The organism is Streptomyces katrae (assembly GCF_000717655.1).
In the GTDB taxonomy this organism is placed as follows: domain Bacteria; phylum Actinomycetota; class Actinomycetes; order Streptomycetales; family Streptomycetaceae; genus Streptomyces; species Streptomyces katrae_B.
In genome coordinates this window covers 60,095-85,194 of record NZ_JNZY01000043.1, presented here as the reverse complement: position 1 = coordinate 85,194, position 25,100 = coordinate 60,095, and the positions used below count along the sequence as shown (strand labels likewise).

Here is a 25,100-nt window from a genome sequence, read left to right as displayed (position 1 = left end):
TGCTCCGCGGTCCGGGCGCCGACGGGATCCGGTGCGGATCTCAGTCCTCGTAGCGGCCCAGGCGGTCCGCCGCGTAGTCGTCGAAGGCCTGGTCGATCTCCTCCGGAGTGTTCATCACGAACGGGCCGGCGCGGAAGACCGGTTCGCCGATCGGCTCGCCCGTCAGGAAGAGGAGGTCGGCGCCGACCGGGCCCCCCTCGACGCACACCGTGTCGCCGTCGTCGCCGAGTACGGCCAGTTCGCCGTCGGCCAGCTCGCTCGAGGCGACCTTGCCGCTGCCGGACAGGACGTACACCGCCGCGTTGCGGCCCGCCGGCGCCGGGAGTACCGCGCTCGCGCCCGGGGCGATGGAGGCGTGCACGACCGTCACCGGGACCTGGGTGTCGAAGGGTCCGGTCACGCCGAGCGCCGAGCCGGCGATGACCTTGAACCAGGAGCCGTCCACGTTCCGGACCACCGGGATCTGCGCAGCGCCGTGGTTCTGGGTGCGCGGGCGCAGCCCCTTGCGGGCGGCGGGCAGGTTCACCCAGATCTGCAGGTTGTGCTGGAGGCCCCCGGCCGCGCGGAAGGCGTCGGTCGGCTGGGCGGAGTGCACCACGCCCGCGCCCGCCGTCAGCCACTGGACCCCCCCGGGCGGTACGACCCCGCGGTTGCCGGTGGAGTCCGCGTACTCGATGTCGCCCTCCATCACGTACGCGATGGTCTCGAAGCCGCGGTGCGGGTGGTCGGGGGCGCCCTTGGGTTCGCCCGGGCCGAGGTCCACCGGGCCGACCTGGTCGACCATCAGGAAGGGGTCCAGCTGCGGGATCTGCGGCGTGGGGAAGGGGCGGCGGACCGGGAAGCCCTCGCCCTCGAGGGTGTGGACCGGCTGCAGTACGTCGATCACCGAGCGGGTCGCGGACGTGGTCGCGGCGGTGGTCTCGACAGCGGAAACGTGCGTGGTCATGATGCCTTCTCTCCCTCGGCGAATGAACCGTACAGTTCAGTTCAGTTCGTGTGTCAGTTATACGGGAGGTCCCGTCCTCGATCAAGCCCTGCGGACCGTCCCGTCCGCCGATAACTGACAGATACCGCCCACCGCCGTTGTCGGCGCATCGCCTGCGCGGACAGACTCCTGCCCATTCACCGACGTTCACCTCGCAGGGGCGTGCCGGACACGGCATTCGCTGCGCATGTCACCTTTGCGGAAGGACAGTTCATGCCCGAGCTCAAGATCCTGGCCATCTCCGGCAGCCTGCGCGGCGCCTCGTACAACAGCGCCCTCGTGCGCGCCGCCCAGAAGTTCGCCCCCGGTGACCTGGCCATCGAGATCTACGAGGGCCTGCGCGACATCCCGCCCTACGACACCGACCACGACGTCGAGCCCGCCCCGGTCGCCGTGGCCGACCTGCGGCGCCGCATCGCCGAGGCGGACGGCATCTTCATCGCCACCCCCGAGTACAACTACGGGATCCCCGGTGTCCTGAAGAACGCCCTGGACTGGGCGAGCCGCCCGGCCCTCAACTCCTCGCTGACCGGCAAGCCGATCGCGATCGCCGGCGCCGCGCAGACCAACTTCGGCACCGTGCGCGCCCAGCTCGCGCTGCGCCAGATGTTCCTGTGGACGGACTCCAAGGTCGTCGGCAAGCCCGAGCTGATGATCTTCCGCGCCCAGGAGCGCTTCGACGACGGCGGCAACCTGACGGACGAGACCACCATCGAGATCCTGCAGGGGCTGCTCTCCGCGCTCGGTACGAAGATCCGCGAGACCCGCGCGAACGCGGCCGCCAACCTCTGAGCCCGCACCACCCCCACCGGCCGGAGTCGCCAGCTCCTGCTCGATCCCCCCTCTCCGAAGGGCCGCTCACACCCCCCGTAGCGGCCCTTCGGTCTTTCCCGGGTCCGCCGGCACCGGGAGTTGACGAAGCCTTCGCGGCGCTCTGCGCGAACCCGGGAGCACTTGCGAGGATCGCCTCATGCGTGCAGCTTTCATCGAAGAACTGGGCCCCGCCGAGAACATCCGCTACGGCGAGATGGCCCCTCCGGCCCCCGGCCCGACGGACGTCCTGGTCGAGGTCGAGGCGGTGTCCGTCAACCCGGTGGACACCTTCGTGCGGTCCGGGCTGTTCCGCACCCCCGTCGAGTTCCCCTTCGTGATCGGCCGCGATCTGGTGGGTACGGTCGTGTCCGCCGGCCCCGGCGCCGCGGGCTTCGCCCCCGGGGACCGCGTCTGGTGCAACAGCCTCGGCCACGGCGGCCGCCAGGGCGCCGCCGCCGAACAGGCCGTGGTCCCTTCCGACCGCCTCTACCGGCTGCCCGCCGCCACGGACGCCGCCGAGGCCGTCGCGGTCGTGCACCCCGCGGGCACCGCGTACCTCGCGCTGTTCACCCACGGCCGGGTCCGTCCCGGCGAGACCGTCCTCGTCGCCGGCGCCGCCGGGAACGTGGGCAGCGCCCTGATCGTCATGGCCGTCGAGGCCGGCGCCCGGGTCGTCGCCACCGCCGCTGCGCGCGACGCCGAGCACTGCCGGGCGCTCGGAGCCGAGACCGTCCTCGACTACGGCGACCCCGAACTGACCGCCCGCATCCGGGAGTCCAGCCCGCAGGGCATCGACGTCCACATCGACACCTCGGGCACGAACGACCTGGCCGCCGCCGTCGCACTGCTCGCCCCCCGCGGGCGGATCGTGCTCCTCGCCGGCGCCCGCTCCCAGCCGGTCCTGCCCGCCGGTCCGCTCTACATGAAGGACGGCTCCGTCGTCGGCTTCGTGATCTCGCACGCCACGTCGGCCGAACTCGCCGAGGCCGCCGTCTCGATCAACCGCCTGCTGGCGAACGGCAAGCTGCGCGCCCGTTCCATCGAGCGGGTCCCCCTGTCGGAGGCGGCCCGTACGCACCGGCGCATCGAGGACGGCGAGCTGCACGGCAGCCGCGTGGTGTTGCTGCCGAAGGAATCCTGACGGCGGAAGCGCCGGAAGCGCCGGGAGCACTGGTGGCAGAGGCGGCCGCAGAGGCGCCGGCAGACCTGACGGACTGGCCCTGCGGCGCCTCCCGCCGCTGATGCCGACTGCCAGACTCGCGGCATGGACGACTCCCCAGAGGCCCAGGCCCAGGCCCGGGTGAAGGCCCAGGCCCATGCCCACGCCGAGCCCCTGGCCGCCCCGCCTCCGCGGAACACCTGGGCGCGGTTCGCGATCCTCGGCGCCCTGCAGCTCATGCTCAACGCCTCGGTGTCGGTGACGTTCGCCGCCGGTCCGGCCATGCAGCGGGAACTCGGCCTGAGCCGGATCGACCTCATCATCGACAGCGCCGCGTACGGCCTGGCCTTCAGCGGGCTGCTGCTGCTCGGCGGGCGGCTCACCGACCGGATCGGGCAGCGCCGGCTGTTCACCCGGGGCACGGCCCTGTTCGCCGTCGCCTCCCTCGCCGCGGCGCTGGCCCCCAGCTCGCACACCGTCCTCGCCGCCCGTTTCCTCCAGGGCTGCGGCGCCGCCCTCGCCGCCCCCGCGGCCATGGCCCTGCTGCGGGTCGTCTTTCCCGAAGGCAAGGCCAGGGCCACCGCGCTGGCCCGATGGGGGCTGCTGGCCAGCCTGGGCGCCGCCGTCGGCATCGTGCTCAGCGGGGCGCTCGTCGCCTGGCTGAACTGGCGGTGGAGCTTCGGACTGCTCGCCGCCGCGGCCGCCGCCGTACTGGCCCTCACCCCCCGGTCGCTGCCGGCCGGGCCCGCGCCCGTACGGGTCCCCGTGGACCTTCTCGGCGCCGTACTCGGCACCCTCGCGCTCTCCACCCTCGGCTACGGCTTCGTGATGGTCGGGCCGCACGGCTGGGCCGCGCCGCAGGTCCTGGCCCCGCTCGCGCTGGGCGCGGTCCTGCTCGCCGTGTTCGTCGCGGCCCAGCAGCGCGTCCGCGCGCCCCTGCTGCCGCCCGGCTTCCTCGCCTCGCGCTACCGGGCGACCGCGCTGGTCTGCGCGCTGCTCGGCCCGGCGATCGGCGCGAGCACCGCCTTCCTGCTGGCTCTCTACTTCCAGCAGGTACGCGGCTATTCGGCGCTGCAGAACGCGCTGGCCTTCATCCCGTACAGCGCGATGCTGCTGGGTGTCGGCTTCGTCGCGGGCCGGATCGTCGCCCGCCTCGGCATCCGCGCGGTGGCGGTGGGGGGACTGGCGGTCATCGCCGCCGGCCTGTTCCTGATCGGCGGCGTGGGGCTGCGTACGGGCTCGACGCCGTGGGTCCTGTCGGGCCTGGTCGTCCTGTCGGCCGGCATCGGCACGCTGATGTCCGCCGCGGTGCCGGGGGCCGTCAGCGGGGTCCCGGAGGAGCAGTCCGCCCTGGCCGGGGCGGTGGTCAACACGGCCATCCTGGCCGGACCCACCATCAGCCTGGCCCTGATCACCTCGGCCGCCGACGCCCGGACGGCCTCCCTGCTGGCCGCCGGGGACCCGGCGGCCGCCACGGGCGGGTACGCGTTCGCCTTCGAGGCGGCCTGTGCGGTGTTCCTGCTGGCCATCGGCCTGGCGCTGTACGGCCTGGCGCCCGCCCGCCGAGACCGCCGACCCCGCCGGGGCGACCGGGCGGGCCGGATCGGGCAGGCCGGCCCGAGGACCGCCGACCGGCAGGCAGAGCGCTCCTCCACTCCGGCCTGACCAAGGGGGGCAGGCCGGGGTGGGGGTCCGACAGCCGTCGCGATCACTCAGGGTGAGGGTGTCACGAGGGTGCAGCACAGCTGAAGGGTGAAGCGATCAGTGCAGGTCACAGGGTGGGGAGCGCCGAATTCAAGGCGTTTCGCCGGGGTGTGCGGGCCGGTCTCCGGTTGCCGGATGTGACGGAGTGGCCGTGAGTGGACAGGGGCAAGTCCCGTGCCCCCGACATGTCCCGTGTCCCACGTCCCATGTCACCACTCTGCCTCTGAACAGGAGAGAGAACTTGCACCGCATCACCCGCTACACCCTCCCCGCCGCCCTCTGCGTGACGCTGCTGTCCGCGTCCCCCGGCCTGGCCGGGGCGGCCAACGCCCCCGCCAAGCCGTCGGCACCCGTGGCGAAGAAGTCCATCCCGGGTACCGAGGCGCTGACCGCGCAGGTGCAGGCCCTGGGCTCCGCAGGCGTGCTGATCACGCCCGTCACCAACTTCCTCGGGGAGGTCCTGAAGTCGCCGGACGGGAAGCTCCCGGAGGCGACCCTGGCCGCGCACAAGCAGAAGATCGACGCGGCGCTCGCGGGCCTGAAGCAGACGTTCGCGGCGGCGGCCCCGGCTGCGCAGGCCAAGCCCCCGGCCGACACCCCGGCGGAGCCGGTGGTGCTGCCCAAGCCGCCCGCGGAGGTGGCGAAGCCTCCGGCCGATGCGGTCAAGCCCCCGGCGGAGGCAGCGAAGCCGCCCGCCGAGGCGGCGAAGCCTCCGGCGGAGGCGGCCAAGCCCCCGGCCGAGGCCGCGAAGCCGGTGGAGGCGGCCAAGCCTCCGGCCGAGGCGGTCAAGCCGGTGGAGGCGGCGAAGCCCCCGGTGGAGGCGGCCAAGCCTCCGGCCGAGGCCGCGAAGCCGGTGGAGGCGGCCAAGCCTCCGGCCGAGGCGGTCAAGCCGGTGGAGGCCGCGAAGCCTCCGGTGGAGGCGGCGAAGCCCCCGGTGGAGGCGGCCAAGCCTCCGGCCGAGGCGGTCAAGCCGGTGGAGGCCGCGAAGCCCCCGGCCGATGCGGCGAAGCCTCCGGCCGAGGTCGCGAAGCCGGTGGAGGCCGCCAAGCCGGTGGAGGCCGCCAAGCCCCCCGCCCAAGTGGCCAAGCCCCCCGCCGAGGTCGCCAAGCCCGTCACCCTCCCGGCCGCGGTCCCGGCGCCCCTGCCCGCCGTCGCCCCCGTCTCCGCGCGGGCCGGCAGGGCCGGTGCCCCCCTCGACGCCGTCGCCGCCGCGGTCGACCACCTCAAGGCCTCCGTCGACGAAGTCGCCAAGGCGGCCGGCCCCTGCGGCTGCACGACCAACGCCAAGGACAAGGCCTCGGACGTCGTGAACGACCTCGGCACCACCCTGGTCGCCCTGTTCACCGGGCTCGGCCTGCCCGGCATGCAGGCGGCCGCCCCGGCCCCCGCCCCGGACCCGGCCGAGTAGCTCCGCGCCGAGTCCCCGTCCGCCCCCGGTGTCCCTGCGACCCCGGGGGCGGACGCGGGTACCCCGTACGACCCCCCGTACGACCCCCCGTGCGACTGCGCGACCTTGCAGACACCCTTGACGCGCCCCGCGCCCGGATGGACGCTCCCGGACCTCGCATCCGAACGGTTGCAGCTGGGGGGCCGGTATGCCGGAGCAGTCTGTCGAGCCCGAGTCCGATTCTGTCCAGACGGCGGGGGAGCTGCGCGCGCAGCTCGTGCAGCACGGAGCGCGCTGGTCCGTCATCGAGCACCTCGCCGACGAGGAGGCCGTGCCCCGGCCCTCCCTCGGCCTGGAACCCGGGGCGAACCTCACGCCCGCCGAAGAAGCAGGAGCCATCGATCTGCGGGGGCTCATCGGGCACGAGAGCGGCAATCCGCATCTCACCCGCCGCCGCGCCGCCCACGGCCTGCTGCCCGAAGCACGACGGGGGCCGGTCGCCGGAGCGCGCCCCGCCGCCGTCGACTGGCGGACCCGCTGGGGCTGGCCCTGGATCACCAAGGTCAAGGACCAGAACCCGTGCGGCTCCTGCTGGGCCTTCGGGGCCGCGGGCCTCGTCGAGTCCATGGCCCGCATCGAGCACAACGTCTGGGCGGAGCGGTCCGAGGGGGACGTCCACGACGGTCTGAAGTTCACCTGCGGCCAGGGCTCCAACCCCGAGACCGCCCTCGACTGGGTCAAGACCAACGGCGGCCTCGCCGATCCGGACTGCTGGCCCTACTCCCCGCCCCCCTCCACCGTCCCCGCCGACCGCCGCGATGCCTGGCGGGCCGAGTACACGCCCAGCTGGGACCGGTCCGGCCGCACCGTCCGGATCACCGACTACGTCCGCCTCGGCGACGTCGAGCAGCAGAAGGTCTGGCTCGACACCGTCGGCCCGCTGACCGCCTGCTTCGACGTGTACGACGACTTCTTCGGCCTCGGCTCCGGCGTCTACCACCGCACCAGCGACCGCCTCGCGGGCGGCCACTGCGTGCTGATCGTCGGCTACGACGACGCCGCCGGCTGCTGGCTGTTCAAGAACTCCTGGGGGCCGGGCTACCACGTCGGCGGGTACGGGCGCATCGCCTACGGCGAGGTCAACATCGACCACTGGGCCAAGTGCGGTCTGCGCGGCACCAACGTCGACCCGTGGAGCAAGCGCCGCCTGCACGCCGGCAACGTCTACGAGAGCGGGAACGGCCGAGCCCACCGCAACTTCGAGATGCTCGCCACCGCCGGCGGCGGCCGCCTCCAGCACTGGTGGCGCGAGGGCGACGCCCCCTTCCGGTGGGCCCGCGCCAAGTCGTACGCGAACGACGCCTCCGGCCAGCCCGCCTTCACCGGGACCACCTACAACCGCAACATGGAGTCCCTGCACGTGACCACCGGCGGCCGGCTGCGCCACTGGTACTACGAGCAGTCCGCCGGCGTCTGGCGCGACGGCGGCGCCTTCGGGCCGGGCGACGCCGCGATCGGCTCGACCCCGGCGTTCATCCAGAGCGACTACGGCAAGCCGGGCAACTTCGAGGCGGTCGTCCGCACCGCCGACGGCCGGCTGGGCCACTGGTGGCGGATCAACGGCGCCCCCTGGACCTGGAACGACGGCGGCCGTTTCGCCTCCGGCATCGCCCATTTCGGGCCCGCCCTCGTCCAGACCCGCAGCCGCCACCTCGACCTCGTCGCCACCCGTACGGACGGCCGGATGCAGCTGTGGTGGCGCGACGACCCGAACGGGTTCGCCTGGCGCCCCGGGGAGGTCTTCGGCAGCGGGATCACCTCCGCGCCCTGCCTGATCGAGGCGCAGTACGGGGCGGCCGACGAGGACACCGCCGGGAACTACGAGCTGTGCGCGGTCGTGGCGGGCGGCCGCATCGAGCACTGGTGGCGGGGCAACGCATCCGGCTCCGCCTGGAGCCGCAGCGCCGTGTTCGGTCACGACGCGCTCGCCGTCACCGGGATGCTCCAGGGCAGTTTCGGGTTCATCCTGGAGGTCATCGTCCTGCGCACGGACCGGCAGCTGCAGCACTACTGGCGGGACGGCGCGGGCTGGCACGAGGGGCCGGTGATCGGCCCGGCCTGAGCGGGGAGGTCGTCGCGGGTGGAAGTGCGCAGGGTCGCCCTCGGCGCCGGTGAGTCGTACGAGCTGCGGCTCACCGGGCGCGGGGCGCGCGGGTACGTGTGGACCTGGCAGGTCACGGGGGACGCGGACGCCGTCTCCGTGAGCGACGTGAGCGGGGCCCCGCCGCCGCCCGCGGAGGTCCTCCCCGGCGCTCCGCTGGAGCGCACGTACGTCGTCCAGGGCCGCTGTCCGGGCGGGCGGGCCCGGATCCGCTTCGCGCAGATCCGGCCGCCGTACCCGCAGGAGGCCCCGTACGACGAATTCCTGCTGGAGGTGGAGGTCACGAGCGCGGCCCACGCGGGCTGAGCGCCCAGTGCTGTACGGCCTCCAGCGGGCCCCGGTCGAAGCGGCGCAGCCAGAGCCCGGAGCCGGCGGCCAGGACGAGGCTCACCGCCGCCCACAGGCCCATCACCCACCAGGGCCCGCTCCCGCCCAGCCGGTCGGCGAGGCCCAGCCCGATGCCGTAGCAGAGCAGCATGCAGAGCAGGTTCTGGCCGACGTAGCAGGACAGGGCGGTCCGCCCGACGCAGCCGAGGGCCCCGGCCCCGGGGACCCGGAACCGGTCCAGGGCGCAGCCGATCAGGCCGATGTACCCGACGGCGATCAGCGGGGCGATGCCGTACCGGCCCAGGGCGAAGAAGTCGGCGCCCCCGAGCGCGGCGGCGGCGCCCAGCGGCAGCCCGAGGCCGAGCCCCCATCCGGCCATCCGGACCCGGAGCCGACGCCCTTCGGCGCTCGCCCCGAAGGCCCCGGCGCGGTAGAGCCGGACCCCCAGCAGGAACAGGAAGACCAGGAGCCCGAAGGAGAAGACGGGCTCGATGCGCAGGGCGGGGGCGTGGCCGAGCCGGAACGCGATCTGCTCGAGGTAGCCGCCGTGGGCGTACAGCCGGACCGCGGCCGGATCCGGGGCCTGCGGCGGCCCGGATTCCGGCTCGGCCAGGTTCCCGAGCGTCAGGAGGCCGATCAGCGTCAGGTGCACCCCGCCCGCGGTCCACATCGCCACGCGCCGCACCTTCTCGGAGCGGGCCAGCAGCCAGGCCACCAGCAGGGCGGTGACGGCGTACCCCATCAGCACGTCCCAGGCGAAGACCAGGACGAAGTGGACGGTTCCCTCCAGGAAGAGGAACGCGGCGCGCCGAGGGTAGCGCCCGGGCCACGGCTCGCCACGGCGCACGGCGGAGTCGTACTGGATGGCCAGGCCCACCCCGAACAGGATCGTCAGGAGGGACAGGAACTTCCCGTCGGCGAGGAACCGGAACACGGTCTCGGCGATGGTGGCGGCGGACGGGTCGGCGACCGGGTCGGGCAGGTCCAGGCCGCCCTGGAGCACTCCCCACTCGGAACCGGGGGAGGCGAAGATCCAGACGTTGGTCATGAGCGTGCCGAGGATGGCGGCGCCGCGCAGGACGTCGAGGAGCGGGAGCCGGGTCGAGGTCGCCGGGCGGGCGACGATGGTGGTGTGGGCCATGACTTCAGCGTCGCGGCGCGCGGGGCCCCGTACGTCCTGCGGGCGGACGAAGCCCCGGTACATCCTTCGATGCAGCGGCGCGGGGCGGCCGTCCACATCCCGGACGGAGCGACCGGTGCACCCCTCATGTATCTATCCTGTGCGCATGCCGCCCGCCGCGCCCGCCGCCCCACCCACTGCCACGGCCGCAGAACGCGTCTACCGACACGTCAAGCAGGCCGTACTGATGGACCGTCGCTACGAGGGCGGCACCCTCCTCACCGAGGGCGAACTCGCCGACGCCGTCGGGGTGTCGCGTACGCCGGTCCGCGAGGCGCTGCTGCGGCTGGAGACCGAGGGGCTGCTGAAGCTGTACCCGAAGAAGGGCGCGCTGGTGCTGCCGGTCTCCGCGCAGGAGATCACCGACGTCATCGAAACCCGGCTGCTGGTCGAGGAGTTCACCGTGCGCAGGGCCGTGCCGGCGCCGCCCGGCCTGCTGGAGCGGCTCGCCGAACTGCTGGAGGAGCAGCGCCGGCACGCCGCCGAGGGCGACCTCGCCGCGATGATGGCCGCCGACCGGGGCTTCCACGCCGAGATCGTGCAGCGCGCCGGGAACGCGATCCTCTCCCGCCTCTACGACCAGCTCCGCGACCGCCAGCTGCGGATGGGCGTGGCCCTGCTGCACGCGCACCCCGAGCGCGTGGAGCGGACGCTGGCCGAGCACGCGGAGATCCTGGCGGCGCTGCGGGCCGGGGACGCGGAGACCGCGGCCGCCGCCGTACGGGGCCACGTGGGCCGGGTCGAGGCGCTGGTGCGGGGCGCGGGTGCGGGCCGTCATGACCGGTGACCCGCGGGGCGGCCGCACGGCGGTGGCGGTCTGGTCCATAGGCGTCGCGGTCTACTTCGTCGCGGTGATCTTCCGTACCAGCCTGGGCGTGGCCGGCCTGGAGGCGGCGGACCGCTTCCACGTCAACGCCTCCGCCCTCTCGACCTTCTCCCTCCTCCAGCTCCTGGTCTACGCGGGCATGCAGATCCCGGTCGGCCTGCTGGTGGACCGGCTCGGCACCAAGAAGGTGCTGACGCTGGGCGCGGTCCTCTTCACGGCCGGCCAGATCGGCTTCGCGCTCGCGCCCTCGTACGGGATGGCCCTCGCGGCGCGCGCCCTGCTGGGCTGCGGCGACGCGATGACCTTCATCTCCGTGCTGCGCCTGGGCACCCGGTGGTTCCCGGCCCGGCGCGGCCCGCTGATGGCGCAGCTGGCGGGCCTGGTCGGCATGGCCGGCAACCTGGTCTCCACGCTGGTGCTGGCCCCCGTCCTGCACGGGGTCGGCTGGGTCCCGGCCTTCGCGGGCAGCGCGGTGGCGGGCGTGGCGGTCCTGATCCCCCTCGTCCTCTTCCTCAAGGACCACCCGGAGGGCCACGAACCGGCGTTGGCACCGTCCGGGGACGGGGGCTTCGTACGCCGCCGGATCCGGGACTCCTGGAAGGAACCCGGTACCCGGCTGGGCCTGTGGGTGCACTTCACGACCCAGTTCCCGGCGATGGTGTTCCTGCTGCTGTGGGGGATGCCCTTCCTGGTCGAGGACCAAGGGCTGGCGCGGACCACCGCGGCCGGACTGCTGACGCTGGTGGTGGCCTCGAACATGTGCTTCGGGCTCCTCTACGGCCAGCTGATCGGCCGCCGCCAGTCGGCCAGGATCCCCCTGGCGCTCGGCACGGTCGCCTTGACGGCGGTGCTGTGGGCCTCGGTCCTGGCCTACCCCGCCCCCCACGCCCCGATGTGGCTCCTGGTCACGCTGTGCGCGGTCCTGGGCACGTGCGGCCCGGCGTCGATGATCGGCTTCGACTTCGCCCGCCCGGCGAACCCGGCGGAACGCCAGGGCACCGCGTCGGGCATCACCAACATGGGCGGCTTCCTGGCGTCGATGACGACCCTGCTGGCGGTCGGCCTCCTGCTGGACGCCACCGGCGACGACTACCGGATCGCCTTCTCGTCGGTCTTCGCGGTCCAGCTCCTGGGCCTGACCCAAATCCTCCGCCTCCGTCCGGCGGCCCTGCGAGCGGAACGCACCGGCCCTCCGGCCGCCGCAGCAATCCGCCCCGCCCCGGACTCCACCCCGACCCCGGCCTGACCGGCACAGTCGCCCGACGGCCCGGCGACTTCAGGGGCGAGGATCGCCCCCACGCCGTACCCGCCCGCGATCCGCTGCACCGGCAGCCGTTCGACCCGGGCACCGCGGAGCGGCATCGCGTCGCGCGGAAAGGACAGGATGATCGCCGGACCCGGCTCCCCTCCACGTCCGGGACGGCCACCGACTCCATCGGCAGCGAGGTGTCCCGGAGCGCCACGCTCTCTACGGGGTGACGGCGAAGTTCGCCAGGATGGCCGCGGCCAGCTCCGGGTCGCCCTCCGTCTTCACGCGGTCCGCGACGGCGCCCGGCCGGACGCGCCCCGCCGCGAGGCGGACGTACGTCTCCCAGTCCATCGTCAGCGTCACCGCCGGGCCCAGCGACGGCGTCCCGTCCACGGTCCCGCGCCCCTCCGCGTCCACCCGTACCGTCCGCATGAACTCCACCGGGCCGTGCACGTCGATCACCACCGCAGAGTTCGCCGGCGCACCCGCCAGCTTCGCGACCACCTTCGGCAGCCCGGCCAGCAGGATGTCCCGCGCCACGTACGCCCCCGGCGAGTCCCAGTTCCCCGGCACGCCCAGCGCCGCCCGCAGGTCCTGCTCGTGGATCCACACGTCGAACGCCCGCAGCCGCAGCGCGAACTCCAGCGTCACCTGGTCGCCCAGCGGCCCCCGCACCATGGTGTCCGGGTCCCGCTTCTCGTTGCGCAGCTGACGCGACCGCCGGATGATCGTGTACTCGAGCTCCGAGGTCATCTCCGGCGCGGTGTGGTGGCGCCGGACGTCGACCTGCACCTCCATGTACCGGGTGAACTCGTCGACCACGTGCCGCAGATCCCGCGCCACGGTGTGGATCGGCCGCGGGTCCCCGAGCTGCTCGCACTCGATGCCGATGATGTGTGACACCACATCACGGACGGACCAGCCGGGGCACGGCGTCGCCCGGTTCCACTCGCCCTCCGTCAGGGGGAGGACCAGCTCGGATATCGCCTCGATGGAGTGCGTCCACGCGTCGGCATAGGGCTGGAGGCTGGGATGCGGCTGGACGGTCAACGGGACCCCTCGCGTGCTGTTCAGTGGCGCGTTTTCTGGAAGCAGTGTGGACTGCGTCCAAAACTACGCTGCCGGTGAGCACCCCGGCAGTGCTTTCGTGTGACGATCGTAGGCCCGAGTTGACGGCTTGAATGCCAGGACGGTGGTACTGTGCGCGCCTCGCTGATCCAAATCGCGGTGACCGACGGGGAGTCGGTCGCTTCCCGACGCGCCCGGGTGGCCGATCTCGTACGGGATCAGGCCGGCTCGGATCTGGTCGTCCTGCCCGAACTGTGGACGGTGGGTGCCTTCGCGTACGAGCAGTTCGAGACCGAGGCCGAGCCGCTGGACGGCCCGACGTACGAGGTGATGTCCAAGGCGGCGAGCGACGCCGGGGTCTGGCTGCACGCCGGATCGGTCGTGGAGCGCGCGGGCGACGGCTCGCTCTACAACACCGCCCTCGTCCTCTCCCCGTCGGGCGAGCTGGCCGCCACGTACCGCAAGATCCACCGCTTCGGCTTCGACCAGGGCGAGGCCGTGCTGATGACGGCCGGCGACTCCCTGACCACCGTGACCCTGCCGGAGCAGACCCTCGGCATCGCCACCTGCTACGACCTGCGCTTCCCCGAGCTGTTCCGCGGCCTGGTCGACGCCGGGGCCACGACGATGGTCGTGGCAGCGGGCTGGCCGGCCCGCCGCCGCGCCCACTGGACCCTGCTGAACCGCGCGCGGGCCGTGGAGGACCAGTCGTACGTCCTGGCCTGCGGACTGGCCGGTACGCACGCGGGCGTCGAGCAGGCCGGGCACAGCCTGGTGGTGGACCCCTGGGGCGAGGTCCTGGCCGAGGCGGGCCCCGCCGAGGACGTCCTCACGGTCGACCTGGACCCGGCGAAGGTCACCGAGACCCGCGACCAGTTCCCGGCCCTGAAGGACCGCCGCCTGGGACGCTGACCGGACGGCCCTGCACGGTGTCCTCGCGCTCCTTCTCGGCCATGCGGATCACGCCGGCCGCTGGCGTCCAGTTCCGTGCCCTCGGCCGGCGTCACGAGGTAGTGGTTGCGCAGCAGGGAGAGCCGCTTGCGGCGGATCACGGCGAGCCGGCGCTCGTCCCGCTCCAGCGTCATCGCGTCGCGCAGGCCGAACAGCTTCTCCCGCAGCGTGATCAGGATGTGCCCGTCCGGGTCCTTCAGCTCCAGGGTGTCCCGGACGCGCAGCGCCTTCCCGTCGACGAGGAACGCGTGCCTCCCGTCCTCGTCCTCGATCCAGCAGTCGTCCCCGAGGGCCGGCATTTTGTCCCGAACCAGGTATTTCATGCCCGCATCGCTGCCCGCGATAGGTTGCGGCCATGCCTCTGCTCTATGTGACCGACCTGGCGTATCCGGCACGCGGCCGCCGGTACTGCGACGAGGACATCCTCCTCACCTCCCGCCTGCGCGAGCACTTCCCGCTGGCCCTGTGCCATCCGCTGGACGCGGCGGGCATGATGGCCGGCTTCGACGCGGTGATCGTCCGCAACAGCGGTCCCGTCCTGCACTACCAGGAGGCGTACGACTCCTTCCGCGCCGCCGCCCTCGCCGCCGGCACCCGCGTCTACAACCCGCTCACCGGCCGCGGCGACATGGCCGGCAAGCAGTACCTCCTCGACCTGACGGCCGCCGGGTACCCGGTGATCCCCACGATCGACGACCCCGCGGACCTCGCGCTGCTCCCCGCGTCACCCTCGTACGCGGTGAAGCCCAAGCAGGGCGCCGACTCCATAGGCCTGACCTTCACCCCCCACCCGGCCGGCCCGGCGGGCGAGAACCTCATCCAGCCGCGCATCGACTTCGCGTACGAGGTCTCCTTCTACTTCGTCGACCACGCCTTCCAGTACGCCCTCCACGCCCCGGACCCGGCCCGCCGCTGGGAGCTGAAGCCGTACGAGGCCACGCCGGCGGACCTCGACTTCGCCCGCAGCTTCATCGAGTGGAACACCCTCTCGCACGGCATCCAGCGGGTGGACGCCTGCCGCGCACCCTCGGGCGAGCTGCTCCTGGTCGAGCTCGAGGACCTGAACCCGTACCTCTCCCTGGACCTCGTGTCCCCGGCGGTGCGGGAGGCCTTCGTCACCGCTCTCACAGAATCCCTTCACTCCTTCGTCACCGTCTGATGTCAGAGGCAGATGCCACGCTTCCCCCATGGACAAGCAGACGTTCTGGAAGCTGATCGACACGGCCCGGTCCGAGGCCGGACCGGACCAGGTGGCGTCGCGCACCGCGGAGTTGCTGGCGCGCTGCCCCGAGGCCGAGATAGCCGCCGCCCAGCAGGTCCTGTGGGACCTGCTGGCGGAGTCGTACCGCAGCCCGCTCTGGGCCGCGGCCTACGTGATCAACGGCGGCTGCTCGGACGACGGCTTCGACTACTTCCGCGGCTGGCTCCTGACCCAGGGCGAGGAGGCCTTCGCCCGCGCCCTGGCCGACCCCGACTCCCTGGCGGACCACCCCGCGGTGCGCGAGGCGGCGGCGGAAGGCCTGGAGCTGTGGGACGAGGAGGCCCTCTCGATCGCCTGGACGGCGTACGAATCGGCCACGGGCCGCGAACTCCCGTCGGACTCCTTCACGATCAGCTACCCGCCGCTGGACCCGGCTTGGGACTTCGACTTCGACGACACGGCGGAAACCTCCACCCGCCTCCCCCGCCTGAGCGCCCTCTTCGACTAGAGCCGCCGGTGTCGAGATTGATTCCGAACGGCTCCGGCAGCCGGACGGTCTCGCCGAACGGATGCGGCCCGTCGACCCCGCTGTACCCGAACCGCGCCGGCCCGGAGAACACGGTGACGGTCTTGTCGAGCCGCGGGTGGGCCGCCGGGCCGGGACGGCGGGATGGCAAGCTTGAAACATGAACGATGCCGCCCCGGCGCCCACCCCCGCGCCCCGCCGTGCCCGTCTCCGTGCCCCCGAGCTGATCGGCAAGGGTGGCTGGCTGAATACAGGGGGGAAGGATCTGACCCTCGCCGACCTGCGGGGACGGATCACCATTCTCGATTTTTGGACCTTTTGCTGCATCAACTGCCTGCACGTCCTGGACGAGCTGCGGGAGCTTGAGGAGAAGCACCGGGACACCGTCGTGATCATCGGGGTCCACTCGCCGAAGTTCGTGCACGAGGCCGAGCACGCGGCCGTCGTCGATGCCGTCGAGCGGTACGAGGTGCACCACCCCGTGCTGGACGATCCCGAGCTGGCGACCTGGAAGCAGTACGCCGTACGGGCCTGGCCGACGCTCGTCGTGATCGACCCCGAGGGGTACATCGTCGCGCAGCACGCCGGTGAAGGGCATGCGCATGCCATTGCGCGGCTCGTTGAGGAGCTCGAGGCCGAGCACGAGGCCAAGGGGACGCTGCGGCGCGGCGACGGCCCGTACGTGGCGCCCGAGCCGGTGGCGACCGACCTGCGGTTCCCCGGGAAGGCGCTCGTGCTGCCGTCCGGGAACCTGCTCGTGTCGGACTCGACGCGGCACCAGCTCGTGGAGCTCGGCGCCGACGGCGAGAGCGTCGTACGGCGCATCGGCAGCGGCGAGCGCGGCTTCGGACCGGGCGCCTTCAGTGAGCCCCAGGGCCTGGCCCTGCTGCCCGAAGGTTCCGTCGTCGTCGCCGACACGGTCAACCACGCGCTGCGCCGCTTCGACCCCGCGACCGGCGCCGTCGAGACCGTCGCCGGCACCGGGCGGCAGTGGTGGCAGGGGTCCCCGACCTCCGGGCCGGCCCTGGAGGTGGACCTGTCGTCCCCGTGGGACGTGGCCTGGTGGCAGGGCAAGGTGTGGATCGCCATGGCGGGCGTGCACCAGCTGTGGACCTGGGACCCCGAGGCGGGGACCGTGGCCGTCGCCGCGGGCACGACCAGCGAGGGCCTGCACGACGGGCCCGCCCTCGAGGCCTGGCTCGCGCAGCCGTCCGGGCTCGCGGCCGCCGGGGACCGGCTGTGGATCGCCGACTCCGAGAACAGCGCCCTGCGGTACGTGGAGCCCGACGGCGACGGGTACGCCGTACGGACCGCCGTCGGGACCGGCCTGTTCGACTTCGGGCACCGCGACGGTGACGCCGGCCAGGCCCTGCTCCAGCACCCCCTCGGGGTGACCCCGCTGCCCGACGGCTCGGTCGCGGTGTGCGACACGTACAACCACGCGCTGCGCCGCTTCGACCCGGCGACCGGCCAGGTCTCCACGCTGGCCACCGACCTGCGGGAGCCCAGCGACGCCGTGCTGGTCGGCGAGGACATCGTGGTCGTCGAGTCGGCCCGGCACCGGCTGACCCGGCTGCGGCTGCCGGAGGAGGCCGTACGCGTCGACGCCGTCGCGCACCGCACGCAGCGGGCCGCCACCGAGGTCGCCCCGGGCACGCTCCGGCTCGACGTGGTGTTCCAGGCGCCGACCGGGCAGAAGCTCGACACCCGCTACGGGCCGTCGACCCGGCTGCTGGTCTCCTCGACCCCGCCGGAGCTCCTGGTGGCGGGCGAAGGGGCCGGGACGGACCTGTTCCGGGAGCTGGCCCTGAACCCGGACGTCACCGAGGGCGTCCTGCACGTCTCCGCCATGGCGGCGTCGTGCGACGACGACCCGGCGAACGAGTACCCGGCCTGCCACGTGCACCAGCAGGACTGGGGCGTACCGGTGACCGTCACGGCGGAGGGTACGAGCCGCCTCCCGCTCGTGCTGGCCGGCATGGACTCCTAGGAGTGCTTTGTTGGGTGGTGTCCGGCTCGGGCCCCGCAGCGGGGCCCGAGCCGGACGGGCTCGGCCTCCGCGCTTCCGGTGCTGCGCCTTCTCGCTCTTCTCGACGCCGGCGGCCGGCAGGTTCGGGTCGGTGCCCGTGAGGAAGGCGGCGCTGGGGACGTAGACCGTGAGGTGGAGGACCGCCACCGAGGCGGGGCCGGACAGCCCCGTCCTCGGGTCCGCGACGGCGGGCAGGGTCACGAGGAGCCGTCTTTCGCCGCGCCGTTCCACCGCCCGAAGCCCGGGTCCGGGCCCACCGCCCGAGCCCCGCCCGAGCCCGCGCCCCGTACGGCGGCGCGGTGGCGTCAGCCCTCCAGGAAGGCCACCAGCGCGTTCGCCAGCAGGTGCGGGTCGTCCGCACCGCACAGTTCGCGGGCGCTGTGCATCGAGAGGATCGCGACGCCGATGTCCACCGTCTGGATCCCGTGGCGGGCGGCCGTGATCGGGCCGATCGTCGTGCCGCAGGGCATCGAGTTGTTCGAGACGAAGGTCTGCCACGGCACGCCGGCCCGCTCGCACGCCGCCGCGAACACCGCGCGCCCGCTGCCGTCCGTCGCGTACCGCTGGTTGACGTTGACCTTCAGGATCGGGCCGCCGTTGGCGCGCGGGTGGTGCGAGGGGTCGTGCCGCTCCGCGTAATTGGGGTGCACGGCGTGGCCGGTGTCCGCGGACAGGCAGACGGTGCTCGCGAAGGCTCGCGCGCGGTCCTCGTACGTGCCCCCGCGCGAGAAGACGGAACGTTCCAGCACGTTCCCCAGCAGCGGGCCGTCCGCGCCCGTGTCCGACTGCGAGCCGGTTTCCTCGTGGTCGAACGCGGCCAGCACCGGGATGTGTTCCAGCTTGTCGGAGGCCGCGGCGGCGGCCAGCGCCGCGACGCCGGCGTGCACCGAGAGCAGGTTGTCCATCCGCGGGCCGGCGACGAGCTCCCGGTCGCGCCCCAGGTACGACGGCGGCTCGACCGAGTGGACCATCAGGTCCCAGCCGGCCACCGAGCCCTGCGGCAGGCCCTCTTCCTCCTCCAGGAAGGCGATGAGGTCGCCCTCCTGGACCTCGCCCAGGCCCCAGATCGGCTGCATGTGGCGCTGCTTGTCGAGCTTGAGGCCGTCGCTGTTGACCGACCGGTCCAGGTGGACGGCCAGTTGCGGGACGCGCAGCAGTGCGCGGTCCACGTTCACCAGCCGCTCGCTGCCGTCGCGCAGGCTCAGCCGGCCCGCCAGGCCCAGGTCCCGGTCCAGCCAGGTGTTGAGCAGGGGGCCGCCGTAGATCTCGACGGCGATCTGCCGCCAGCCCTGTGATCCCGTGTCAGGCAGCGGCTTGACGCGGAGGTTGGGGGAGTCGGTGTGCGCGCCGATGATCCGGAACGGGGTGTGCGCGGCCGCGCCCTCCGGGACGAACCAGGCGATGAGTGCTCCGCCGCGGAGGACGAACCGGCCCCCGCTGCCCGAGTCCCAGGCGTCCGTTTCCGACAACTGCCTGAAGCCTGCCTTTTCCAGCCGCTCGGCCGCGTTGGCCACGGCGTGGTACGGCGACGGGCTGGCCGTCAGGAAGGTCATCAGATCGTCGGTGTGTCCGCGGTCGAAGCGGGCGGGAGAGCTCATGTGGTTCACCTTAACGACGGTCGTGTGCGCCATGGTCGGACTGCGGCGGATAGCCGGATCGCCGGGGCCGCGGGCTGTGTGGTCCACTTCCCGGCGGCTTTTCAGCCCGGCGGGCGCTCGAATCGGCGCTGCAGCTGCCGGCGCTCGCCCCGGCGGATGCGCGGGAGCATCTCCGGGGTCGTCGCGGAGCGCTGCGCGCGTCTCTTGCGTCCGGCGCAGAAGATACAGGCCTCACCGGGCGGCGCGTCCGGATCGATGGGTGCGCCGGGGTGTTCGGAGCAGCCGGAGGCGTTGCGGGGGCGGGACAGTTCGCGGGCCACGATGAACGCCCGGTGGAGATCGTCGGCGATCCGTACGAACTCCTCGGCGGGGGAGGAGAAGCCCAGGTGGAAGCGGCGGTCCTCGACGGTGCGGAGGTGGTCGCGCAGGGCCTGCAGGGTGTACGGGGGGTCGGGCACGGGATAGCCCAGCCGGCGCTGTTCCCCGGCGGGCGGGGCGGCGGCGGCCGCGCGGGCGCCGCGGCCGCCCTGGGAGCGCAGCCCGAGGCGGCGCCGGTCGTTGCAGATCAGGCAGCGGCCCCAGCCGTCGGGTGCCTCGGGGTCGAGGGCCCCGTTGGGGTGCTCGGAGCAGCCGGTGTAGCTCTTGGCGGGGGCGAGCCCGGCGGCGGTCTGGAACGCGGTGTAGAGGGCATCGGCGACGGCCTCGTACTCGGCGGGGTGGGCGCCGTCGTACAGCTCCCGCAGATGGTCGCCGAGGCTGCCCAGGGCGGCCTGCAGCTCCTTGAGGGCGTACGGCCGCCCGGTCGGGACGGAGTACCCCCTGCTGTTGCCGTGCTGCTCTGCTGGGCTCATGCCTACGAGCGTCCCACGAACCACCGACAACCTGTGAATGCCGCCGGTGGGCCGCCGGTACGCGGGCCCGTACGTGCCCCGCGCGCGGGCCCGTGCCCGGCCGGTACGCCGACGGCCGGACCCCCTGCAGAGGGTCCGGCCGTCGGCGTGCGCGTGCCGGTGCGGCGGCGCAGCCGGGTGACTAGAACGCGGCCTCGTCGAGCTCCATCAGGGAGTTGTCGACGCCCTCGGCCAGCGCGCGGGCGACCGAGACGTTCGGCAGGACCTGCGAGGCGAAGAACTTCGCGGCCGCGATCTTGCCGGTGTAGAACGGGACGTCCTTCGCGGAGGCGCCTGCCAGCTTCTCGGCGGCCACGGCCGCGCCCTTGAGCAGCAGGTATCCGACGACCACGTCACCGGACGCCATCAGCAGGCGGGTGGTGTTCTGGCCGACCTTGTAGATGTTCTTGACGTCCTCGCCGGTGGCGGTGAGGTCGACGATCATCTGGCCGACGATGGCCTCCAGGTCGACCGCGGCCTTCGCGAGCGCGTCGCGGGCGCCGGCCAGCTCCTCGCCGCCGGCGGCCTCGGCCAGGAACTTCTTGATCGTCTCGGAGAGGACGTTCAGCGAGGCACCCTGGTCGCGGACGATCTTCCGGAAGAAGAAGTCCTGGCCCTGGATCGCCGTGGTGCCCTCGTAGAGGGTGTCGATCTTGGCGTCCCGGATGTACTGCTCGATCGGGTATTCCTGGAGGTAACCGGAACCGCCGAAGGTCTGCAGGGACTGTGCGAGCTGCTCGTACGAGCGCTCCGAGCCGTAGCCCTTCACGATCGGCAGGAGCAGGTCGTTCAGGCCGATCTCGGCGGAGGCGTCCTCGCCCGCGGCCTGCTTGACCTGGATCGCGTCCTGGACGGAGGCGGTGTACAGGACCAGGGCGCGCATGCCCTCGGCGTACGCCTTCTGCGTCATGAGCGAGCGGCGCACGTCGGGGTGGTGCGTGATGGTGACCTTGGGCGCGGTCTTGTCCATGAAGTTGGCCAGGTCCGGACCCTGCACGCGCTCCTTGGCGTACTCCAGGGCGTTCAGGTAGCCGGTGGAGAGCGTCGCGATGGCCTTCGTGCCGACCATCATGCGGGCGAACTCGATGATCATGAACATCTGGCGGATGCCGTCGTGCTTGTCGCCGATCAGCCAGCCCTTGGCGGGGTGCTGGTCGCCGAAGGTCATCTCGCACGTGTTGGAGGCCTTGAGGCCCATCTTGTGCTCGACGTTCGTCGCGTACACGCCGTTGCGCTCGCCCAGCTCGCCGGTCTCCCAGTCGAAGTGGAACTTCGGGACGAGGAAGAGGGACAGGCCCTTGGTGCCCGGGCCGTGGCCCTCGGGGCGGGCGAGGACGTAGTGGAGGATGTTCTCCTCCATGTCGTGCTCACCGGACGTGATGAAGCGCTTGACGCCCTCGATGTGCCAGGAGCCGTCCTCCTGCTGGATGGCCTTGGTGCGGCCGGCGCCGACGTCCGAACCGGCGTCCGGCTCGGTGAGGACCATGGTGGAGCCCCAGCGCTTCTCGACCGCTATCTGCGCGACCTTCTTCTGCGCCTCGTTGCCCTCTTCGAAGAGGATGCCGGCGAACGCCGGGCCGGAGGAGTACATCCAGATGGCCGGGTTCGAGCCGAGCAGCAGCTCCGCGTAGGCCCAGATCAGGGAGCGGGGCGAGGTGGTGCCGCCGATCTCCTCGGGCAGGCCCAGACGCCAGTACTCGGAGTCCATGAAGGCTTCGTAGCTCTTCTTGAAGGAAGCCGGGACGGGCGCGGTGTTGGTGGCCGGGTCGAAGACCGGCGGGTTGCGGTCGGCGTCCGCGAAGGATTCGGCCAGCTCGTTCTCGGCGAGGCGGGCGATCTCGGACAGGACGCTCTTGGCGGTGTCGGTGTCCATCTCACCGAACGGTCCGGTGCCGTACAGCTTGTCGCGGCCGAGCACCTCGAAGAGGTTGAACTCGATGTCGCGGAGATTCGACTTGTAGTGCCCCATGGCGACGGCTCCGTTAAGGCTCGGGAAGACAGGTTCCTCGTACATACCGATCGGTAATGTCATGATGCTACCCGCGGGTAATAAGGCGCAACCCCCTACCCGCCGACTGTGACCAGGGTCAAGCCGCAACCCTGGCGGGAATGCGCGTCCACGGGGCGCGGGGCGCTCGGTAGGCTTCGCCCCATGTACGGCTACGACCAGAACGTGAGCGCAGGGCAGCAGTACGCCGCCCCGCAGCAGATGGCCGGCGGGTACGGCGAGCAGCCGCTGTACCCCGAGCCCTCGCCGCCGTCGCTCGCCGACGCGGTGCGGGCCTTCACGACCGGGTCGCTGTCCGCCGAGGACTTCCAGCAGATCTTCGCCACGTCGAAGGTCTACTGCCCGCGCGGCGAGACCCCGGGGTTCCTGGCGCTGCACAACACGCAGCAGCCGGTGATCCCCATGTTCACCACGCTCAAGGAGCTCCGCCGGTACGCCGGCAAGGAGTCCAAGTACTTCGTGATCACGGGCGCCGAGGTGATCGACCTGCTGCCGACCGGGTACGGCTTCGTCCTCGACATGGAGGGCGACCACCGGATGGTCTTCGACGCGAAGGCCGTGGAGCAGATGGTCGACTTCGCGATGCGCCGCATGTACGGCTAGGCCGGGCGCCGTAGGTGCAGGTGAACGGCTTCGGGCCCCGGGGAAATATCCCCGGGGCCCCTTCTGTTCTGTCGGGTGTGGCAGAAAGTTCGAGTTTCAACTAAACTCGACGCAGAAGGAGGTTCCGACCATGCCTGCAGTGACTGTGGAGAACCCGTTGACGCTCCCCCGCGTCGCCGAGCCCGCCCCGGAGACCGCCGCCCGCAAGGTGCTGGCCGTCACGACCGCTCCCGGTGGGTTCGAGGGCGAGGGGTTCCCGGTGCGCCGCGCGTTCGCCGGGATCAACTACCAGTACCTCGACCCGTTCATCATGATGGACCAGATGGGCGAGGTGGAGTACGCGCCGGGCGAGCCCAAGGGCACCCCGTGGCACCCCCACCGCGGCTTCGAGACCGTCACGTACCTGATCGACGGAACGTTCGTCCACCAGGACAGCAACGGCGGCGGCGGAGTCATCAACGGCGGTGACACCCAGTGGATGACCGCCGGCTCGGGCCTCCTGCACATCGAGGCCCCGCCGGAGTCCCTCGTCGTGTCCGGCGGCCTCTTCCACGGCCTCCAGCTGTGGGTGAACCTCCCCGCCTCCGACAAGATGATGCCCCCGCGCTACCAGGACATCGGCGGCGGCCAGGTCCAGCTGCTGTCCACCCCCGACGGCGGCGCCCTGCTCCGCGTGATCGCCGGTGACCTGGACGGCCATGCCGGCCCCGGCATCACCCACACCCCGATCACGATGATCCACGTGACCGTCACCCCGGGCGCGCAGGTCACCCTCCCGTGGCGCGAGGACTTCAACGCCCTCGCGTACGTCATGGCCGGGCGCGGCAGCGTCGGCACCGACCGGCGGCCCCTCCACACCGGGCAGACGGCGGTCTTCGGCGAGGGCGGCTCGATCACGGTGCGGGCGGACGAGTCCCAGGACTCGAACACCCCGGACCTGGAGGTCATCCTCCTCGGCGGGCGCCCGATCCGGGAGCCGATGGCGCACTACGGGCCGTTCGTCATGAACAGCCGGCAGGAGCTCCAGCAGGCCTTCGACGACTTCCAGGCGGGCCGGCTGGGGACCATCCCCACCACCGCCCGGGAGCGCACGAAGTCGGCGGAGCAGCACTCCTGACCTCGGCCGCGTCGGCAGACCCCGGCCGACCGCGCCCGGCCGCGCTAGCGGCGCAGGGCCTCCGCCGGCTGCGTACGGGAGGCCCGCCAGGCCGGGTACAGGCCGGCCAGCACCCCGGTGACCAGTCCGATCAGCGGCGCCACGGCGACGGTGAGCGGCGACATCACCGGGGTCCAGTCGCGCAGCGCCGACACCCCGACCACGGTCAGGGTGCCGAGCGTGGTGCCCACCAGGCCGCCCACCGCACCCTGGGCGGCGGACTCGGCCAGGAACTGGGCGGTGATGTGCCGTCCGCGGGCCCCCAGGGCCCGGCGCAGCCCGATCTCCCCGGTCCGCTCCAGCACCGCGACGAGCGTGGTGTTGGCGATCCCGACCGCGCCGATGACCAGGCAGATCGCCGCCAGCAGCAGGAACAGCTGGTCGAGGTCGGAGGTCACCCCCGCCCGCAGGGTCTTCGGGTCCGGCGGCGGCGCGGGCGTCAGCCAGTCGGGATGGTCCGGGCGCAGTGCGAGCGGGAGTTCCGAGGCCACCTGCCGGGCCGCGCCGAGCTCGGTCACCACCAGCATCCGGGCCCGCTGGGCGTTGTCCGGCGGCCCCCACAGCTTTTCTGCGGTGCCCCGGGGCACGATCACCGACAGCAGCAGGTCCGGCTTGCGGTCCGCCCCGCTCGCGATGCCGATCACGGTGAACGGGTGCTCGCCGATGAACACCGCCGGGCGGCTCTCCAGCGTGGTGATGCCGAGGCGCGCCGCCATCGCCGAGCCCACCACCGCGACTTGCTCGGTGCGCCCGTCGTGGAAGGCGTCGTACGCCCGGCCCGAGCCCAGCGTGAGCCCGGCCGCGCGCAGCATCCCCGGGGAGGCCGCGACCACCGGGATCCGCTCGCCGGCCGCCCCCGCGACCGGGGCGGACCGTACGGTGGTCTCGCCCAGCGGAACCGGCCAGAACACCCCTGCGGCGCGCACCCCGTTGAGCGTGGCCGCCCGGGCGTCCGCGTCAGCGGGGAAGGCGAGGGGCACCTGCCGGGCGAGCTGGGGATCGCCGCCGCCGGCGGTGTCCTGGACGCCGACCTCGGTGGCCGTCAGCGCGTTGAAGCGGCTGTCGATCTGCGAGGAGGCAGTGGCCGTCAGGCCCAGGATCGCCACGAAGGTGCCTACCCCCAGGACGGTGCCGAGGCCGGTCAACGCCGAGCGGGCGGGCCGCTGGAGCATCCCGGCCAGGGCCTCGGAGAGCAGGTCGCGCAGGGACAGCCGGGACGGCGTGATCGCGGTGTCGGCCCGCCTCCTTCGCCCGGTGGTGCTTCCGATGCTCCTCATGC

Annotated in this window: 21 protein-coding genes and 1 pseudogene; 14 read left to right on the top strand and 8 right to left on the bottom strand. The window is 72.8% G+C overall.

The window, feature by feature from the left end; translation table 11 throughout:
• Window positions 1-40: 40 nt before the first annotated feature.
• Entirely contained in the window at window positions 41-946 is a 906-nt protein-coding gene (locus IF09_RS0133765; protein WP_051833366.1) for a pirin family protein, read from the bottom strand.
• Window positions 947-1,198: 252 nt separating this feature from the next.
• Here IF09_RS0133765 and IF09_RS0133760 point away from each other — a divergent pair, with 252 nt between their 5' ends.
• The 6 genes from IF09_RS0133760 (at window position 1,199) to IF09_RS0133735 (ending at window position 8,515) form a co-directional block, all read left to right on the top strand.
• On the top strand, window positions 1,199-1,777 hold the full coding sequence (locus IF09_RS0133760; protein ID WP_030302398.1) for an NADPH-dependent FMN reductase: 579 nt from the start codon (window positions 1,199-1,201) through the stop codon (window positions 1,775-1,777).
• A gap of 178 nt (window positions 1,778-1,955) precedes the next feature.
• Entirely contained in the window at window positions 1,956-2,939 is a 984-nt protein-coding gene (locus IF09_RS0133755) for an NADPH:quinone reductase (protein WP_030302396.1), read from the top strand.
• Window positions 2,940-3,062: 123 nt separating this feature from the next.
• Entirely contained in the window at window positions 3,063-4,622 is a 1,560-nt protein-coding gene (locus tag IF09_RS0133750) for an MFS transporter (protein ID WP_051833365.1), read from the top strand.
• 280 nt (window positions 4,623-4,902) lie between these two features.
• Window positions 4,903-6,069, top strand: a complete 1,167-nt coding sequence (locus IF09_RS48365) for a hypothetical protein (RefSeq protein ID WP_051833364.1) — start codon at window positions 4,903-4,905, stop codon at window positions 6,067-6,069.
• A 187-nt stretch (window positions 6,070-6,256) separates the two neighbouring features.
• Complete coding sequence (locus IF09_RS0133740; protein WP_030302389.1) at window positions 6,257-8,170, top strand: C1 family peptidase; 1,914 nt, start codon at window positions 6,257-6,259, stop codon at window positions 8,168-8,170.
• Window positions 8,171-8,188: 18 nt separating this feature from the next.
• Window positions 8,189-8,515: a protease inhibitor I42 family protein gene (locus tag IF09_RS0133735; protein WP_030302387.1), complete on the top strand. Its 327-nt coding sequence runs from the start codon at window positions 8,189-8,191 to the stop codon at window positions 8,513-8,515.
• Here IF09_RS0133735 and IF09_RS0133730 read toward each other — a convergent pair.
• Window positions 8,490-9,677 (bottom strand): DUF418 domain-containing protein, encoded by a 1,188-nt coding sequence (locus IF09_RS0133730; protein ID WP_030302386.1) that lies wholly within the window; start codon window positions 9,675-9,677, stop codon window positions 8,490-8,492. The genes IF09_RS0133735 and IF09_RS0133730 overlap by 26 nt on opposite strands.
• A gap of 145 nt (window positions 9,678-9,822) precedes the next feature.
• On the opposite strand from IF09_RS0133730, the gene IF09_RS0133725 reads away from it, so the two are divergent.
• Both IF09_RS0133725 and IF09_RS0133720 read left to right on the top strand, forming a co-directional pair.
• Window positions 9,823-10,503 carry a GntR family transcriptional regulator gene (locus IF09_RS0133725; RefSeq protein ID WP_030302384.1) on the top strand — a complete coding sequence of 227 codons (681 nt, stop codon included), beginning with the start codon at window positions 9,823-9,825 and terminating at the stop codon, window positions 10,501-10,503.
• Window positions 10,493-11,788, top strand: coding sequence for an MFS transporter (locus tag IF09_RS0133720; RefSeq protein WP_078613620.1), 1,296 nt, complete (start codon window positions 10,493-10,495; stop codon window positions 11,786-11,788). The genes IF09_RS0133725 and IF09_RS0133720 overlap by 11 nt, the downstream gene beginning before the upstream one ends.
• Before the next feature lie 222 nt (window positions 11,789-12,010).
• Here the strand turns inward: IF09_RS0133720 and IF09_RS0133715 are convergent, their stop codons facing one another.
• A complete protein-coding gene (locus IF09_RS0133715; protein ID WP_030302381.1) occupies window positions 12,011-12,841 on the bottom strand; it encodes a maleylpyruvate isomerase family mycothiol-dependent enzyme in 831 nt (276 codons plus the stop codon).
• Between the two features lie 150 nt (window positions 12,842-12,991).
• Here IF09_RS0133715 and IF09_RS0133710 point away from each other — a divergent pair, with 150 nt between their 5' ends.
• The gene (locus tag IF09_RS0133710; RefSeq protein ID WP_030302379.1) at window positions 12,992-13,771 is read left to right on the top strand and encodes a carbon-nitrogen family hydrolase; all 780 of its coding nucleotides are present in this window, start codon (window positions 12,992-12,994) and stop codon (window positions 13,769-13,771) included.
• A 53-nt stretch (window positions 13,772-13,824) separates the two neighbouring features.
• Here the strand turns inward: IF09_RS0133710 and IF09_RS43820 are convergent.
• Window positions 13,825-14,133, bottom strand: a pseudogene (locus IF09_RS43820) (LURP-one-related/scramblase family protein); the annotation flags it as partial.
• Between the two features lie 32 nt (window positions 14,134-14,165).
• Here IF09_RS43820 and IF09_RS0133700 point away from each other — a divergent pair.
• From IF09_RS0133700 to IF09_RS0133690, 3 genes are all read left to right on the top strand, one after another.
• Entirely contained in the window at window positions 14,166-14,969 is an 804-nt protein-coding gene (locus IF09_RS0133700; RefSeq protein WP_030302374.1) for a hypothetical protein, read from the top strand.
• 28 nt (window positions 14,970-14,997) lie between these two features.
• On the top strand, window positions 14,998-15,519 hold the full coding sequence (locus tag IF09_RS0133695; RefSeq protein ID WP_030302372.1) for a DUF4240 domain-containing protein: 522 nt from the start codon (window positions 14,998-15,000) through the stop codon (window positions 15,517-15,519).
• A 178-nt stretch (window positions 15,520-15,697) separates the two neighbouring features.
• Entirely contained in the window at window positions 15,698-17,527 is a 1,830-nt protein-coding gene (locus IF09_RS0133690; protein WP_030302370.1) for an NHL domain-containing thioredoxin family protein, read from the top strand.
• Between the two features lie 344 nt (window positions 17,528-17,871).
• Here the strand turns inward: IF09_RS0133690 and IF09_RS0133685 are convergent, their stop codons facing one another.
• From IF09_RS0133685 to IF09_RS0133675, 3 genes are all read right to left on the bottom strand, one after another.
• The gene (locus IF09_RS0133685) at window positions 17,872-19,164 is read right to left on the bottom strand and encodes a M18 family aminopeptidase (protein ID WP_030302367.1); all 1,293 of its coding nucleotides are present in this window, start codon (window positions 19,162-19,164) and stop codon (window positions 17,872-17,874) included.
• A 101-nt stretch (window positions 19,165-19,265) separates the two neighbouring features.
• Window positions 19,266-20,015 carry a hypothetical protein gene (locus IF09_RS0133680; RefSeq protein WP_030302365.1) on the bottom strand — a complete coding sequence of 250 codons (750 nt, stop codon included), beginning with the start codon at window positions 20,013-20,015 and terminating at the stop codon, window positions 19,266-19,268.
• 181 nt (window positions 20,016-20,196) lie between these two features.
• Complete coding sequence (locus tag IF09_RS0133675) at window positions 20,197-22,023, bottom strand: acyl-CoA dehydrogenase (RefSeq protein WP_030302363.1); 1,827 nt, start codon at window positions 22,021-22,023, stop codon at window positions 20,197-20,199.
• 183 nt (window positions 22,024-22,206) lie between these two features.
• Here IF09_RS0133675 and IF09_RS0133670 point away from each other — a divergent pair, with 183 nt between their 5' ends.
• Window positions 22,207-22,665, top strand: coding sequence for an SseB family protein (locus IF09_RS0133670; protein ID WP_030302361.1), 459 nt, complete (start codon window positions 22,207-22,209; stop codon window positions 22,663-22,665).
• Between the two features lie 130 nt (window positions 22,666-22,795).
• Window positions 22,796-23,782: a pirin family protein gene (locus tag IF09_RS0133665; RefSeq protein ID WP_030302359.1), complete on the top strand. Its 987-nt coding sequence runs from the start codon at window positions 22,796-22,798 to the stop codon at window positions 23,780-23,782.
• 44 nt (window positions 23,783-23,826) lie between these two features.
• Here IF09_RS0133665 and IF09_RS0133660 read toward each other — a convergent pair whose 3' ends face one another.
• Window positions 23,827-25,098: an ABC transporter permease gene (locus IF09_RS0133660; RefSeq protein ID WP_030302356.1), complete on the bottom strand. Its 1,272-nt coding sequence runs from the start codon at window positions 25,096-25,098 to the stop codon at window positions 23,827-23,829.
• Between the last annotated feature and the right edge of the window lie 2 nt (window positions 25,099-25,100).

Coding starts and splice junctions, on each gene's coding strand:
- IF09_RS0133700 (WP_030302374.1), top strand. CDS start 14,166: ATGCCTCTGCTCTATGTGACCGACCTGGCGTATCCGGCACGCGGCCGC.
- IF09_RS0133695 (WP_030302372.1), top strand. CDS start 14,998: ATGGACAAGCAGACGTTCTGGAAGCTGATCGACACGGCCCGGTCCGAG.
- IF09_RS0133740 (WP_030302389.1), top strand. CDS start 6,257: ATGCCGGAGCAGTCTGTCGAGCCCGAGTCCGATTCTGTCCAGACGGCG.
- IF09_RS0133665 (WP_030302359.1), top strand. CDS start 22,796: ATGCCTGCAGTGACTGTGGAGAACCCGTTGACGCTCCCCCGCGTCGCC.
- IF09_RS0133755 (WP_030302396.1), top strand. CDS start 1,956: ATGCGTGCAGCTTTCATCGAAGAACTGGGCCCCGCCGAGAACATCCGC.
- IF09_RS0133725 (WP_030302384.1), top strand. CDS start 9,823: ATGCCGCCCGCCGCGCCCGCCGCCCCACCCACTGCCACGGCCGCAGAA.
- IF09_RS0133730 (WP_030302386.1), bottom strand. CDS start 9,677: ATGGCCCACACCACCATCGTCGCCCGCCCGGCGACCTCGACCCGGCTC.
- IF09_RS0133685 (WP_030302367.1), bottom strand. CDS start 19,164: ATGAGCTCTCCCGCCCGCTTCGACCGCGGACACACCGACGATCTGATG.
- IF09_RS0133680 (WP_030302365.1), bottom strand. CDS start 20,015: ATGAGCCCAGCAGAGCAGCACGGCAACAGCAGGGGGTACTCCGTCCCG.
- IF09_RS0133690 (WP_030302370.1), top strand. CDS start 15,698: ATGAACGATGCCGCCCCGGCGCCCACCCCCGCGCCCCGCCGTGCCCGT.
- IF09_RS0133720 (WP_078613620.1), top strand. CDS start 10,493: ATGACCGGTGACCCGCGGGGCGGCCGCACGGCGGTGGCGGTCTGGTCC.
- IF09_RS0133750 (WP_051833365.1), top strand. CDS start 3,063: ATGGACGACTCCCCAGAGGCCCAGGCCCAGGCCCGGGTGAAGGCCCAG.
- IF09_RS0133675 (WP_030302363.1), bottom strand. CDS start 22,023: ATGGGGCACTACAAGTCGAATCTCCGCGACATCGAGTTCAACCTCTTC.
- IF09_RS0133765 (WP_051833366.1), bottom strand. CDS start 946: ATGACCACGCACGTTTCCGCTGTCGAGACCACCGCCGCGACCACGTCC.
- IF09_RS0133760 (WP_030302398.1), top strand. CDS start 1,199: ATGCCCGAGCTCAAGATCCTGGCCATCTCCGGCAGCCTGCGCGGCGCC.
- IF09_RS0133670 (WP_030302361.1), top strand. CDS start 22,207: ATGTACGGCTACGACCAGAACGTGAGCGCAGGGCAGCAGTACGCCGCC.
- IF09_RS0133660 (WP_030302356.1), bottom strand. CDS start 25,098: ATGAGGAGCATCGGAAGCACCACCGGGCGAAGGAGGCGGGCCGACACC.